The sequence below is a fragment of the Sphingobium sp. genome, from assembly GCF_033795625.1.
GTDB lineage: Bacteria > Pseudomonadota > Alphaproteobacteria > Sphingomonadales > Sphingomonadaceae > Sphingobium.
Genome location: NZ_JARYGI010000025.1, coordinates 12,088 through 24,811 on the forward strand (window position 1 = coordinate 12,088; position 12,724 = coordinate 24,811).

The window sequence follows — 12,724 nt, forward strand, 5'->3', positions numbered from 1 at the left end:
GAAACCGCATGAACGACAGACGTGAACAATGCGACTCGTAAGGTGTTCAATAGATACAATCACTCTTTTTCGTATCTATCAAGCGGACGCTTCAGCTGGCGGGCCGCCCAAACCGGCCTCGGCCGTGCCGGAGTTCCTGGTGCGATCGTTGAGATCTCGGCAGAAGAGTGATCATGTGCTTTGAGATACAATGCCCAACCTCATTAAGATCCTGTCACAGGTAAGCGTCCAAGAGCACGGGTAAGCGAGTTGATCCTGAGGGGCGTCTACACGCTCACGAAGGCAGAAATCGATTGGTACTATCAGTTTGGCGTCTCACAGATGTTCCCGGGCAAATGGGAGCTGTTCCAGGCGCCAATCCCCGAGGATGAGCGCCACGATGGTGGCCGCTACCGTAAGCGTCTCACTGGCAATGACCCGGCGGCCCAACTCGAAGCCGCGCTGGCTTGGACAATTTGGGAGGTTGAGACGATCATGTTGTTGCCCGAGCCCGAGTTTTCAGCACCATTCCGCGACGGCCATTACGCTTTGGCATTCGCCAGATTGGAGAATCATTACTTCTCAAATGGAGCATGGTTGGAAGACGGACAATTGCTTGCGGACGCCGCGCGCCTGCGAGGTATTCCAGGAGTTATTGTTCACGGACGCTACGATATGCCGTGCCCCGCCCAATACGCGTATGCCTTGCATAGGGAATGGCCGGATGCCGAGTTTCATTTGATCGAAGGTGCTGGGCACGCTTTCACAGAGCCTGGAATTCTACATAGATTGATCCGCGCGACGGATCATTTCGTGTTGTAATCTCAAGTGCGGCGATCCAGCATCCGGTTTCCGGTCCTCGCTGGCAAAGACCTGAACGTCTCGCAGGAGTCGAGAGCCATTGCTCAGCGAAGAAGCTGGCGAGCGGTTAGCCTTGGTTAGCACCCGAAACCTGCCGACATTCTCGGTCAGCTGTCGCCGAGTTGCGGTCGGGGTCGCAGGCGATCCACAGCAACCGGGCCCGGTCCGGCTCCGCGTGCGTTGAAACCCCGAATTAGCTTCGGAGAACGACATGCTCGCTTCCTTCCTGATGGGTCTGGTCGGTGGCCAGCGCGCGATGACGCCACTGGCCACTGTTGCCATCGCTGCCGCGCGCGGCGAATTGCCGGTCGATAACGGCGCACCCCGCATGGTCGCACATCCACTCATCGCCGCCGGGGCGCTGGCCCTCGCTGTCGCCGAGATGGCAGGCGACAAGCAGAAGAGTGCACCCGACCGGATCGTCCCGATCGGTCTTGCGGCGCGCTTCATCACCTCCGCCGTTGCGGGCGCGGCGCTCGCGTCACGCCGGCAGCGATGGCTCGGTGCGGCCGTCGGGGGCGTGACGGCCGTCCTTGCCTCCTATCCTGGCTGGGGTGCCAGGATGGCATCCATGCCGCGCTACGGCCAAACGCCTACCGGCTTCATCGAGGATGCCGCCGTCCTCGCTGGCGCCGCCAGCATCTCGCGTCGGCTGGCGAAATCCGGGGCGGCCTAGCAGGCGTCGAGAGATGGCAGTTCCGGAAGGTCCCTTGGGAGGTGTGGACGAGGGAAGCAGGCTTTCGTCCCCGCGGACGGAGCCCAGGCGCCACAAGGGAACTCGCCTTCCGCTGAACGGTTCCAGTTAGACGAACGACGCCGCGTATCGTCATTCCATGACAGAATGGATCAGTAATGAGCGTTCGATTGAAGGAACTTGCACAGCAATGTGTCGTGGTTACGGGCGCCAGCTCCGGCATTGGGCTTGCCACGGCGCGCCGGGCGGCGGCCCGCGGTGCACGCGTACTGCTGGCGGCGCGGGACGACGCGGCGCTGGCGACGATCTGCGACGAGATCCGCCGGAATGGCGGGACGACGGAATATCTGGCGATCGACGTGGCGTCCGAGGATGCGGTGCAGCAGCTTGCCGACAAGGCCGTGGAGCGTTTCGGCGGCTTCGACACCTGGGTGAACAATGCCGGCGTCGGCCTCATCGGTCCCCTGAGGGACATTCCAACGGAAGACCATCGTCGCGTGTTCGACACGAACTACTGGGGTGTCGTTTACGGCTCGCTTGCCGCCGCGCGTCACTTTCGGGAGCGCGGCACCGCGGGCGCCATTATCAATCTCGGCTCCGTAGGGTCCGACGTACAGGCGCCTTTCGCTACACCCTACACAGCCACGAAGTTCGCGATAAAAGCATTCACCGATGGCCTCCGCATCGAGTTGATGCAGGAGAAGCTTCCCGTCAGCGTGACGCTCATTAAGCCGAGCACGATCGACACGGGCTTTTTCGTCCACGCAAAGACAACCTTCGGAACTCCGACAAAGGCACCGCCCCCCCGCTACACGCCGGAGGTGGTGGTAGATGCTATCCTGTACGCAGCGGAGCATCCCAAGCGGTCGATCCCGGTCGGCAACGAGGCGATCATAGGCGCTGCCGTTGCCTGGCTGTTCCCCGGACTGACCGACCGTGCCTTCAGCAAGATCACGCCGGAAGCCATGGCGGATCGCGAGCACGATCAGCCGAAGCCGGACAATCTTAGCGATGTTCCAGCCGAGGGAAAGGAGCGGTATGGCTGGTATTCAGCGCGTTCCTTCAGCGTCACGACCGCAGCCCAGACGCACCCAAAGACGACACTCGCTGCCGCAGCGACGCTGTCGGTATTGGCCATAGCAGCAATTCCGTCGATCAGACGACGCCTCGCCTCAACTCGGAAATGAGATGGCGGCGCCGATAGTAGAAGACCGGATTGACCGTCGAGGAATGTCGGAAAATGGCGGTTGCCTGACCGAGCGGAGTCATCGGCGGTTCAAGCATGCTTCTGAGCATCGGCTTGCGTGTCTCAGGCGGCCTCTGACAACCTGCACTGGATCGCTTGCCGACCGACGGCCGCCGAAAGATGCGCAACGCAGGAGAGCATATGATGGAGATCGAGCACTTCATCTTGCATGAGAATGACTGGGTGCCGACAACGAGCGGCTGCCGGTCCTGGTCTATCGCGGCGTGATTCAGGCCGAGGGCGAGAGGGCGGCGCAGCAGTTCGAGAAGATGTTCGCCGACCATGGCTGGCCGCCGCAGTGGCGCGATACCATCTATGATTATCACCATTATCACTCTACCGCCCATGAGGCGCTCGGCGTTGCGGCGGGTACGGGAACGCTGATGCTCGGCGGGCCCGACGGCCGGGAGATCACCGTCAGGGCCGGCGATGCGCTCGTGCTGCCCGTCGGCACTGGGCATCGCCGCCTCGAGGTCAGCGATGACTTCCTCGTGGTCGGCGCCTATCCGCAAGATCAGGATTGGGACATCTGTCGGAAAGCGCCCACCGACGACATGCGACGCCATATACGCGCGCTCGCAATCCGCACCCGGGACCCCGTTGGTGGCGCGCCTGGCGTGCTCGCCGAGCATTAGCACGAGTAGGAGCAGGCCCGTGGCAACCGACGACGTTTCCCGATCCGCGCTCCCGCTGACCGGCCGCTGCGCCTGCGGTGCGACCCGCTATGAGCTGCTGTCGGCTCCGTTTGATGCTGGCTATTGCCACTGCCGCATCTGTCAGCTCACGAGCGGGGCGCCGGTCATGGCGTTCGCGACCGTCCCGGTGGCGGACTATCAGGTCACCAGTGGCCAGCCATTGGTTCGTCAGTCCTCGGGCTTCGGCGAACGCGGCTTTTGCGGCGCCTGCGGTACGCCGCTGAGCATGCGCGTCACGCACCAGCCCGACACGATCGATTTCACGATCGCTACGCTTGATCGCCCGGAGGAGGTCGTGCCAGGATTTCATATCTGGGTGCAAAGTCGCATCGCCTGGTTCGAGACAAGCGATGTCCTGCCACGGCATGCCCGTTTTCGGGCCGACACCGTGGGACTCAATGAGGAGGTGGCCGGCGGCGACCTGACCGCCAACGGAGACGAGCGATCAGGATACTTGCGGACACCAATCGATCACTTGCGAGTTAAGCCCGAGGAAGGGGCAACACGAGGAGAGCGATCATGCCCCGCGGCGACAAGTCCAGCTACACCGGCAAGCAGAAGCGCGAGGCCGAGCATATCGAGGAAGGTTATGAGAAGCGTGGTACCAGCCACGAGGAAGCCGAGCGCCGCGCCTGGGGAAAGGTTGGGAATCCCTCCAGCCCGCTTTCGGTTAGTGGTCGCCGATCAATGGCTTGGTTGCACACGAGCCGAAGCAACTGAGCCCGGTGCCGCTCGGTATGCTTCTTATTGTCCGTGGCGCTGATGGAAGCGGGCGCATTATGTCTGCGCCCACTCCCTCTTTCTCAGTACGGATAGCCCACGCCATAATAGCCGTACACCTCGCGGCCGTAGTCGCGGTCAAATGTCGGCTCATTGCCGGCGCTATAGCGCGGCGCCTTATCGAGGACAGACTTGTCGAGATTGACGACATAGCCGCCCTGTTCTGTGTCATAGGTGAGTACGTCCCAAGGCAGCGGATAATAGTCGGAGCCAAGGCCAAACAAACCGCCGAACGAGAGCACGGCGTATTCGACCTGGCCGGATCTTTTATCCACCATGAAGTTGTAAATCGATCCGAGCTTCTCGTTCTGCTGATTGTAGACCGCAGTTCCCTCAACTTTGTTAGAGGCGATAAGGCGGTTGGTTTCATCGGTGGCGATGTCAGTTTCGGCCATGGCAAATCTCCGATCACGCAGTGCGGTTGATGGTTCAGCAGAAACGCGCACGCGCCGATTTTGCCCTTCGTGGGACGCCGTTATGGGGTGAGCAGAGCGAGAAATCTGACCAGCCAAGGCTCCGTGTAGAATGGCTCGCCACATGTTCGAGGATGACAGGCGCTGACGCCGGATCACTCGTCGGCATTTCGTTCACGCAAAGATCGCTGTCGAAAGCGCGATGGAGGACCGGCGTATTGGCCACCCACAAAAAAGGGCATCTGTGCATAGTCCTAGAGCCAAACGACGGGCGTCCTGTCGCAGGGGCGGCGAGCCGCGATACAATCGCGGCTGTGGCAAGCAAGTCTACCGCTTGTACGGCGTTCCTTACGGACTGCGAGTGACCGGGCGATAATTGCCGCCCTTTCATCGCTTCGCGGTTTTGCGCGTGCGCGTTGCGGTCGTCTTCGCGGCAGAAGAGCGATTGTTCGCCGATTGTCCTGCCGAGACCGCGCCGCTTTTCTTTCCGACCTCGTCCGACGTCCCGCGGATGCTGAATTTCCGCTGGCCCGGAGGCGAGGTCGGCTGATCCGGCGCACCCAAAGCACGCATCAGAAGACATGCCGTTTCATGGCTTATCTGATTCACGTCCGTCGCCGGGGCGATCAGCGTGCGATGACCGAGGCCAAAGAAGCACGCCATCATGATCTCGACATAAGCCTCCAGTTCACCTGCCGTTGCATCGGGTCGGGTGAGCGCGGCGAGACGGCGGACGCCACCGCGATAGCAGTCGACAAGCGCAGTCAGTCGCTCTGCGACGAGCGGGTTGCGACAGGCTTCCGCGAGAATTTCGAAGGAAAGCCCGCCATCGCTCTTGATGATGGAGATGTTCGCAATCGCCTTGATGGCATCGAACACCGAGTGCTCGCCCCGTTCGACCGCGCCGAAGATCGCGTGCATCTCGGTGATGCGGGCCTGTGTATTCTCCTCGACAAGGGAAATGACGACATCGTCCTTGCCCTCGAACAGTCGGTAGATCTGGCCGATACTGACCGCCGCCTCGGTGGCGAGTTCGGCTGTCGTCGTCGCGTGAAACCCTTTGGCGTCGAACAGCTTGCGTGCCGCCTTGATGATCCTCTCCCGCGGAGCTTCTTGTCGTGGCTTTTGGTCCATATGTCGATCCTCGCCGTTTTTTGCCTTGTTCTCAAGGCTGTCTTGATGCACTACACCATAACCGGAATGAGCGCTCACTCCAGCTATAAGGACCTGATTTGGACGAAGCCGGCCTCTTGCCTTGTCTCGCGCCAGCATCGAGTCGGCGCACAGATAATTCGTCGCTTTGGCGCAGGGGACGACCCGCCTCATCTACACGCCCAAACGCTTGCCACTGTCTTGTCAGCATTCCCCAGTTGGCTGGCATAGCGTCCGCCGGATCGCCCCCTCCGGCATGGCCTTTGCCCGCCGTCCTGCCAGCCGATCACCCCGAAGCCGCGTGGCGTGTCTCCCTGAGTCACAGGCGTCGGCTGGCAGGACCCTTTCAGAGTGCTCCCGAGCTGCGTTCGTCCGGCCCAGGACGAAGGCCGGCAAGGCGCTCGCACGGACGAGCGGCGGGAGGATGATCGAATGAGCCATGATACGACCAGCCCGGACCGTCACAGGCCGATCCTGCACCTGCGGCAGGCCATTGGCTCGACGCGAGCAGGGCCTGCCGATCCGGCGACGACGCAAGGCACGGGCCAAGAGCGGCGTGTTGCCGCGCCGCGCGAGTGCCAAGATGGAAGGCGCTCTGAATGATGCGGATCATACATAGCGGCGCGCTGCGCTCCCACGCCCAGATTATGCCCGCCCTCGCGCGCAGATCAGTGTTTTCCGATCCTACGGGCCATGAAGGAGCGCAGCGCTCATGAAGGTATTTCAACGTCCCAGGAACCCCACAGCTGCTCTTCTTGTCCTGCTGGCGTCCACTACCGTCGCACTGACAGGGTGCGGACAGGACGCCGGCACGGACGGCGCGGAGAACAACGCGACTGAAAACGTGCAGGTGACGCTGCCGCCGGCAATCAAAGCGAGCCACCCCTATCGCTGCGAGGACAACAGCATCGTCACGATCGATTTCCTCTCGGACGACGTGACGATCAATCTGCGCAGCGAAGGCACCATATCGCAGCTCAAGGCGCCCGCACCAGGCGAGCCGTTCACCGACGGCAAGCAGATGGTGGCCGGCGACGGGACCACCATAGAGCTCACCAGGCCGGGCAAGGAGCCCGAGACCTGCAAGATGTGACGCGTGGCAATGCCGACAGCGCTGTTCGAGCTGAACAGGAAGCTCGCGAGCAGGGCCTGGTATGGCACCATGTATCCGTCTTACCCTTTTCAGGGGCGCGGCACGCCCCTTTTCCGAAATGATGCGAGTATCTGTGCATGCCTTCATCCATCCGTATAGCGCGTCTCGCATGTGCAGCTCTGCTGTTGGCGGCGCTGGCATTTCCGGCAGCGGCCAGGGAGCAGTCCGGCGATCATGTGACGCTTGGCGTCGGTGCCGGCGTTGTGCCTGATTATCAAGGTTCCGACGACTATCGCTTCCTGCCGATCCCGGTGATCGACGCTCAATTCGGGCAGTTTTTCGTCAGCCTGCGGAACGGCATCGGGGTCAACGTCATCGAACTCGGTCCATTGACGGCGGGGGCCAGCGTGGCGCTGGTCGGCGGCTACAGGCGGCGCGATGTCCCCGACGGCGTCCGGCGCGTCTCGACCACTGCCGGTGGCCGGCTCTTCGCGAACCTCAAGCTCGACAAGCTGTCTTTCACGGTCGGCGCCACGAAGGCCGTGGCGGGGGGCACCCGGGGCGTGGTGGCGGATGCCAGCCTCTCTTATGCGCTTCCCGTCTTGGACCGGATCACGGTCATCCCGACGGTCGGCACGAGCTGGGCGAACGGTAAGCATATGAACCGCTATTTCGGAATCGACGGAGGCGAAGCTACCGCCTCGGGCCTGCCCTTTTATCGTGCCGGAAGCGGCTTCAAGGACGTATCCGGCCTCATTACCGCCAGCTACCGTCTCGATGCACACTGGAGCCTTGGCGCGACCGGCGGGGTCACCCGGCTGCTCGGCGATGCCGCGGATAGTCCATTGAACGAGCGCCGCTGGCAGCCGAGTGGCTTCATGTCCGTTGCCTACACTTTCTGAGTGCGCAGCCGGATCCCCGCCGCATTGAGATCGAAGGGATTGCTCCGATGAAGCTTTCGATCGTCGATCTCGCCACCATAGCACCCGGAACGACAGCCACCGATGCCTTCAACGATGCGGTGGAAACAGCGAGGCAAGCCGACGCCCTTGGATATCACCGCATCTGGTTTGCCGAGCATCACATGGCGTCGTCAGGGGCGTCGGCTCACCCTGAACTCTTGATCGCAGCGGCCGCCGCGCAAACGACGGGCATCCGTGTTGGGTCCGGAGCGGTGCTGATGAACCACTACAGCCCGCTCACGGTGGCCGAGATGTTCAAGCAGCTGGAGGCCATGTATCCCGGCCGCATCGATCTGGGGATGGGGCGGGCGACTTCGGGCCCGTCGATCGATCTGGCCTTGCGGCGGGATCGTAAGTCGCAGCCGGTGGACGATCATTCTGCCCAAATCTCGGAAGTTCTCGCCTGGCTCTATAACGCCTTTCCAGACGGTCATCCCTTCGCGAACCGGCCGCTGATCCCTTCGGTGCCGACTGTGCCGGAAACCTGGCTGCTCGGTTCAAGCCCGGGCGGCGCCTATCTCGCCGCACATCTGGGCATTGGCTATACCTTTGCGGGATTCATCAATCCGATGATGGCCGCATCGGCACTGCGCACCTATCGCGAGCGCTTCGCCGTCACCCCCTTCGGCACCGGCGTTCCACGCGCCATGCTGGCGGCCAATGTGAGCGTCGGCGAGACCCCGGAAGAGGGCGAACGGCTCGTCTCTTCCGCCAAGGGCTTTTATGCCCGGCTCGGCCGGGTTGGCGCTGCCGCCACGGTGCCGACGGCGGGCGAGGCCATGCAGGAAATGCGCGACAATCAACGGGCCGAGCCGACTGCCATCGTCGATGGAGTTTGGCCGCGATTCATCGCCGGCGACCCACAGCAGGTCAAGGCCACGCTTGACGAGATGCTGGAGATCAGCGACGCGGACGAACTAATGGTGCAGGATCTCATCGCTAGCCCCGAGGACCGCCGTCGCTCTCATGCTCTGCTCGCGGCGGCGTACAGCCTCGATCCGCGCGAGGGCATGCGTGGCGAATCCCCGAAGTGCCATGCTGCGCAGGGGCTCGGCCGATGATGCGATATGGTGGCGTTGTGTGCATCGCCCTCGGGCTGGCGGCGGGATCGGCCCGAGCGGAAGCGGGCGCGACAGCATCGCAGATCGAGCTTGTGATCAGCACCGTGGCAGAGCCGGATGCCTCCGGTGCCGCCTCCGTCGAGCTTCGCCTGCTCAACAGCGGCTCCGCCCCCGAAATCATGCCCATGCCGCCGCAGATCGGAGCCGAACTGACGGTCGATGGCAGCACCAGCAATATCACCCTTGAGCGAGCGCCGCCGACGCCGGCCACCGTGAGTGTTCCTGCCGGTGGCTTCACCAGGGCACGTTACACCCTGCACGTGCCGCCGGACACAACCGCTGGCGACGCAGTGCTGGCGGTGCCCGGCTGGAGCGCACAGCGCGTCGCTTTTGCAATAGGAGGGAGTGTGTCCGCTCCGCCGCCGGCTCTGGCGGATCGAGGCGCCGGTCCCGCGACCCCTCGCCGTGATACGTCTGTCCCGCAGGCGCACCTCGCGACCGAGGACGTCGCGCCCGGCAATGCCTTCCTGCCCAATCTTTCCGCCTATGCGCCGATCTATGCCGTCTATGGTCCCGGCACGAATAGCGACGCCCGGCTGCAGATCAGTTTCAAATATCAGGTCTTCGGCCCGCCGGCCGCGCCGGATCGGCGAGAATCCTGGGAGCAGGGGATCCACTTCGCCTACACCCAGCGCATGTTCTGGGATCTTGGGGCCAAGTCATCTCCTTTCCGCAACATCGACTTCATGCCCGAGCTGTTCTACCTCGCTCCAACCATAGGCATCGGGAGCGGCGTCTCGCTCGGCGGCCAGGGCGGCTTGCGGCATGAGTCCAACGGGCAATCAGGTGCCGGGTCCCGAAGCCTCAACACGCTCTATGTGCAGCCGATCGCATCGGTCGACCTGGGGAGCTACCGCCTCAGCGTCGGTCCGCGTCTCTGGCTCTATGCCGGCAGCCTCAGCGACAATCCGGACATCAAGCGTTACCGCGGCAATACGGGCCTGTTCGCAGAGATCGGTGAGGACGACGGACTTCGGATCACGACCAATACCCGGTTCAATTTCGGATCTGGCAAAGGCGCGATCGATGCCGACATATCCTACCCGATCGATCGGCTGATCGGCGGAAACCTGAATTTCTACCTCATCGGCCAGGCCTTCACCGGATATGGCGAGAACCTGCTCGACTATAACCGCCGCATGACGCGCCTGCGAGTCGGGCTGGCAATCGTGCGGTAGCTGCTTCAGCTCGCGACGTTGAAGATCGGGAGACCTTCGCAGCCTGATGACGACGCGAAGGCGAGTTGCTCGCCTTCGACGTATCGCTCCTGGGCTCACGTGGCATCGGGCACTCGCTGTCTTGATCCGCAATTCTGACGCCAGGATCACGCGCCCCTGTGGAGCGAACCGGTTCGGGTGGCTCCTTATCGAACACTGTTCATCTCGGAACCGTTGCGGCCGAAACGGCGGATTGCCGGCTACTCGACATGGCGGACGCGGAGGTCGGAAACTGAGTCGTAGCGGCGCGTGGCTTGACATGTTGAACCCGGCTGTTCGCCTGTTATGAAAGATGGGTTACACCACATCGAACCGGCTCTGCTCCTTGAGCGTTGCCACGACCTGCTGGGCCTCCCGCAGTGCGACAGAGTAGAGCGATTGCGCTAGACCGTCCGTTATATCCGACAGCCCGTGTGACATTCCGCCCGCTTTAGGGTAAGACATGGGCATGTTCGTTGATCGCTTCATGTTCGCGGCTGGCGAAGACGATCTGCGCTTCTATGAGGAACGCGCAGGCCAAGAGAAAGCGGCGTCCGAAGCCGCATCAACTCCCGAGGCTGCCTCGGCACATCGCCTGCTCGCGATTCAATACGAAGCGCACGCCCACGAGCTGCGAGAGCAACTGACGGCAAAGCAGGGCCATGAGGCAACCGTTAGGCGTTTCTGAAATCCCGAAGTGTGGGTAATTTCTCAACGGTGGGTGAAAGCGAGTCATGATTGCGGCAACCCATACGCGAGAAGCAGCCGCTGCCGACGTTACGTCGTGAGCTTTGCGCGGACTGGGTTGAACCAGGTTTGCCTTGGCTCGCACAGCTTCACTTGCGGATGTCGTCGCCAACCTTGAGTTGGCGCACCAGACACCGTCCAAAAGTGTGGCCTCCACTTTCGGAGGGTAACACTCACTCACCGATTGCGTGGGACGCCTTGATCGACACATATCGCGACGCCCGATATTGTAAGGCGACGATGACCGCCTCCTTTTCGATCGACGAAGAGGTTGATCTCGGTACCTTCGGACCCGTTGGCAGATCGGCTGTCGATCCGCGCTTCTTCCACTTGGACGGTTTACTCGTTGATCCAGTAACGCTTGGCCAGCGTCCTCAGGCTCGCTTGACTGTGCTGTATCGACGGACGGCCTCAGTCGTAGTGGCGCTACCATGGAGAACTTGGCCCATAGCGCTTCCTTCCAGGTGATGCTGAACAATGCACCATCAAACCTGGGATAAAACATCTAGGAAATATCCGTAGCATTGCCGATCTGGAAGCAGTGGGCAGTTCCCGCTTCACGGCTGAGCGACCAATTCAGCGGGCTGGAATCGTCACCACAGTGTTCGACTGGGTCGTGGTTTCGGCGAGCGTCAGCAATGTCTGCATGACCGAGAAGGCCAGCTTGCTATCGAAGTCGGCAGCATCGATCCAGTACCAGCGGTCACGATATTGGCTGACCGTGAAGTTGTCGGATGGTGGCTTGTCGCCGCTGTGGATGATGACGGTGGGGCGCCTGAGGATTTTCGTATCCTCGACCGTCGGAACCGTATGGCCGCGTTTAATGTCATCGGGCGACACCTGGACCTCGGACGCGACCTGGCCAAGCACGCCGAGGATCGGCCGTGTAAGTATCGCGATCTGCCCCGGCGACGGGCGCCCGCTGCCATAGACAACCTCGGCCTGCTGGGCCTTCTCCTCCATTCCGAGCATCCGCCGCGTTGCCACTACTATGGCCTGTAGCTCGGGATCGTCGCTGTCCGGAATGGTTAGGACCAGATGCCCGCCAACCTTGGCGTTGCTATCGGCCGGCTGGCTTCCCGCGTCGAGCCGCACCCCAAGAAGACCAGCGATCTGGAGGCTACGTAGATTGATAAGCAGCCTGTAGAAGCCGGGCGAACCGGCACGATTGCTCGTATCCAGCATCGAGCTATTCTGGAGACCGTTCACGGACTGGACGGCGAGACGGAACAGCACGTCGATTGGTGTGCCGCTAAGGCTCAGCGGCAGCAGATCGGTTGGCGAGAGCGGACGGATGAAGCTTTGCGCAAAGGCTTCTCCGGTGACCGGCTGAAAGGTGAACGTAGGAGTCTGCGTCATGGTGATGCCGGGCGTGCCGGCCAGTGACGTTGAATCGCTGTTGGCCGGAAGCAAGGAGAGCGTTCCCGTCAGGCTTCTCTGTAGCGAATAGCCGGAAATGACCTGGGTCGTGTTGAGGAAGACTGGTGAATCGCCGAAGCGGATGCGAACGATGTTGGCCAGGGTCTGAGCCTTCTGGCTGTCGCTCAACGAGCGCGCATAGCCGATTTGATCCTCATAGAGCCGCTTTGGAGCGAAGCTCGCGCAGCCTGACAGAAGGAGGACCGCAAGGAGCAGACAGGCTCTGGAGGAACGAGTGGGTATCGGCACATCGGCATTGCTATCAGCTTGGTCTGCAGCCGAAAAGCGTAAGATCAGAAGCGACCTGCGTTGCGCTATTACACACCTCGTGCATTTTCGCGGGAATTTCGAACACTCACACCGACG

13 protein-coding genes and 4 pseudogenes are annotated in these 12,724 nt (G+C 62.0%); 12 read left to right on the forward strand and 5 right to left on the reverse strand.

Going from position 1 to position 12,724, the window contains the following annotated elements:
• Positions 1 to 237: 237 nt before the first annotated feature.
• The 6 genes and pseudogenes from QHC67_RS12830 to QHC67_RS12855 all read left to right on the forward strand — a co-directional run.
• Positions 238 to 801, forward strand: a pseudogene (locus QHC67_RS12830) (prolyl aminopeptidase); the annotation flags it as partial.
• Between the two features lie 250 nt (positions 802 to 1,051).
• Positions 1,052 to 1,516, forward strand: a complete 465-nt coding sequence (locus QHC67_RS12835; RefSeq protein ID WP_319294892.1) for a DUF4126 domain-containing protein — start codon at positions 1,052 to 1,054, stop codon at positions 1,514 to 1,516.
• A 176-nt stretch (positions 1,517 to 1,692) separates the two neighbouring features.
• Complete coding sequence (locus QHC67_RS12840) at positions 1,693 to 2,721, forward strand: SDR family oxidoreductase (RefSeq protein WP_319294894.1); 1,029 nt, start codon at positions 1,693 to 1,695, stop codon at positions 2,719 to 2,721.
• A gap of 283 nt (positions 2,722 to 3,004) precedes the next feature.
• Positions 3,005 to 3,415: a cupin domain-containing protein gene (locus tag QHC67_RS12845; protein ID WP_319294895.1), complete on the forward strand. Its 411-nt coding sequence runs from the start codon at positions 3,005 to 3,007 to the stop codon at positions 3,413 to 3,415.
• Between the two features lie 19 nt (positions 3,416 to 3,434).
• Positions 3,435 to 3,788: pseudogene (locus QHC67_RS12850) on the forward strand (GFA family protein); the annotation flags it as partial.
• A 206-nt stretch (positions 3,789 to 3,994) separates the two neighbouring features.
• Positions 3,995 to 4,153 (forward strand): annotated as a pseudogene (locus QHC67_RS12855) (plasmid stabilization protein); the annotation flags it as partial.
• A 125-nt stretch (positions 4,154 to 4,278) separates the two neighbouring features.
• On the opposite strand, the gene QHC67_RS12860 reads toward QHC67_RS12855, so the two are convergent.
• Positions 4,279 to 4,650, reverse strand: coding sequence for a PRC-barrel domain-containing protein (locus QHC67_RS12860; RefSeq protein ID WP_319294896.1), 372 nt, complete (start codon positions 4,648 to 4,650; stop codon positions 4,279 to 4,281).
• Positions 4,651 to 5,055: 405 nt separating this feature from the next.
• Entirely contained in the window at positions 5,056 to 5,802 is a 747-nt protein-coding gene (locus QHC67_RS12865; protein WP_319294898.1) for a helix-turn-helix domain-containing protein, read from the reverse strand.
• 450 nt (positions 5,803 to 6,252) lie between these two features.
• Here QHC67_RS12865 and QHC67_RS12870 point away from each other — a divergent pair, with 450 nt between their 5' ends.
• The 5 genes from QHC67_RS12870 to QHC67_RS12890 all read left to right on the forward strand — a co-directional run bounded on the left by QHC67_RS12870 (position 6,253) and on the right by QHC67_RS12890 (position 10,174).
• Entirely contained in the window at positions 6,253 to 6,423 is a 171-nt protein-coding gene (locus tag QHC67_RS12870) for a hypothetical protein (RefSeq protein ID WP_319294900.1), read from the forward strand.
• A 109-nt stretch (positions 6,424 to 6,532) separates the two neighbouring features.
• The gene (locus tag QHC67_RS12875; RefSeq protein WP_319294902.1) at positions 6,533 to 6,913 is read left to right on the forward strand and encodes a hypothetical protein; all 381 of its coding nucleotides are present in this window, start codon (positions 6,533 to 6,535) and stop codon (positions 6,911 to 6,913) included.
• A gap of 137 nt (positions 6,914 to 7,050) precedes the next feature.
• On the forward strand, positions 7,051 to 7,815 hold the full coding sequence (locus QHC67_RS12880; protein WP_319294904.1) for a MipA/OmpV family protein: 765 nt from the start codon (positions 7,051 to 7,053) through the stop codon (positions 7,813 to 7,815).
• Positions 7,816 to 7,862: 47 nt separating this feature from the next.
• Positions 7,863 to 8,936, forward strand: a complete 1,074-nt coding sequence (locus QHC67_RS12885; protein ID WP_319294906.1) for an MsnO8 family LLM class oxidoreductase — start codon at positions 7,863 to 7,865, stop codon at positions 8,934 to 8,936.
• Positions 8,933 to 10,174: a phospholipase A gene (locus QHC67_RS12890; RefSeq protein ID WP_319294908.1), complete on the forward strand. Its 1,242-nt coding sequence runs from the start codon at positions 8,933 to 8,935 to the stop codon at positions 10,172 to 10,174. The genes QHC67_RS12885 and QHC67_RS12890 overlap by 4 nt, the downstream gene beginning before the upstream one ends.
• A gap of 336 nt (positions 10,175 to 10,510) precedes the next feature.
• Here the strand turns inward: QHC67_RS12890 and QHC67_RS12895 are convergent, their stop codons facing one another.
• The gene (locus QHC67_RS12895; protein ID WP_319294910.1) at positions 10,511 to 10,657 is read right to left on the reverse strand and encodes a hypothetical protein; all 147 of its coding nucleotides are present in this window, start codon (positions 10,655 to 10,657) and stop codon (positions 10,511 to 10,513) included.
• Between QHC67_RS12895 and QHC67_RS12900 the strand changes: the two genes are divergently transcribed.
• Positions 10,656 to 10,880 (forward strand): hypothetical protein, encoded by a 225-nt coding sequence (locus QHC67_RS12900; protein ID WP_319294912.1) that lies wholly within the window; start codon positions 10,656 to 10,658, stop codon positions 10,878 to 10,880. The two genes, QHC67_RS12895 and QHC67_RS12900, sit on opposite strands and share 2 nt — an antisense overlap.
• Before the next feature lie 286 nt (positions 10,881 to 11,166).
• Here QHC67_RS12900 and QHC67_RS12905 read toward each other — a convergent pair.
• Positions 11,167 to 11,388, reverse strand: a pseudogene (locus QHC67_RS12905) (IS481 family transposase); the annotation flags it as partial.
• 127 nt (positions 11,389 to 11,515) lie between these two features.
• Positions 11,516 to 12,487, reverse strand: a complete 972-nt coding sequence (locus QHC67_RS12910; RefSeq protein ID WP_319294914.1) for a hypothetical protein — start codon at positions 12,485 to 12,487, stop codon at positions 11,516 to 11,518.
• Positions 12,488 to 12,724 lie beyond the last annotated feature (237 nt).

What these genes read in the sequence shown, in the direction of transcription:
- QHC67_RS12835 (WP_319294892.1), top strand. Translation starts at nt 1,052, where the DNA reads ATGCTCGCTTCCTTCCTGATGGGTCTGGTCGGTGGCCAGCGCGCGATG.
- QHC67_RS12840 (WP_319294894.1), top strand. Translation starts at nt 1,693, where the DNA reads ATGAGCGTTCGATTGAAGGAACTTGCACAGCAATGTGTCGTGGTTACG.
- QHC67_RS12860 (WP_319294896.1), bottom strand. Translation starts at nt 4,650, where the DNA reads ATGGCCGAAACTGACATCGCCACCGATGAAACCAACCGCCTTATCGCC.
- QHC67_RS12865 (WP_319294898.1), bottom strand. Translation starts at nt 5,802, where the DNA reads ATGGACCAAAAGCCACGACAAGAAGCTCCGCGGGAGAGGATCATCAAG.
- QHC67_RS12870 (WP_319294900.1), top strand. Translation starts at nt 6,253, where the DNA reads ATGAGCCATGATACGACCAGCCCGGACCGTCACAGGCCGATCCTGCAC.
- QHC67_RS12875 (WP_319294902.1), top strand. Translation starts at nt 6,533, where the DNA reads ATGAAGGTATTTCAACGTCCCAGGAACCCCACAGCTGCTCTTCTTGTC.
- QHC67_RS12880 (WP_319294904.1), top strand. Translation starts at nt 7,051, where the DNA reads ATGCCTTCATCCATCCGTATAGCGCGTCTCGCATGTGCAGCTCTGCTG.
- QHC67_RS12885 (WP_319294906.1), top strand. Translation starts at nt 7,863, where the DNA reads ATGAAGCTTTCGATCGTCGATCTCGCCACCATAGCACCCGGAACGACA.
- QHC67_RS12890 (WP_319294908.1), top strand. Translation starts at nt 8,933, where the DNA reads ATGATGCGATATGGTGGCGTTGTGTGCATCGCCCTCGGGCTGGCGGCG.
- QHC67_RS12900 (WP_319294912.1), top strand. Translation starts at nt 10,656, where the DNA reads ATGGGCATGTTCGTTGATCGCTTCATGTTCGCGGCTGGCGAAGACGAT.
- QHC67_RS12895 (WP_319294910.1), bottom strand. Translation starts at nt 10,657, where the DNA reads ATGTCTTACCCTAAAGCGGGCGGAATGTCACACGGGCTGTCGGATATA.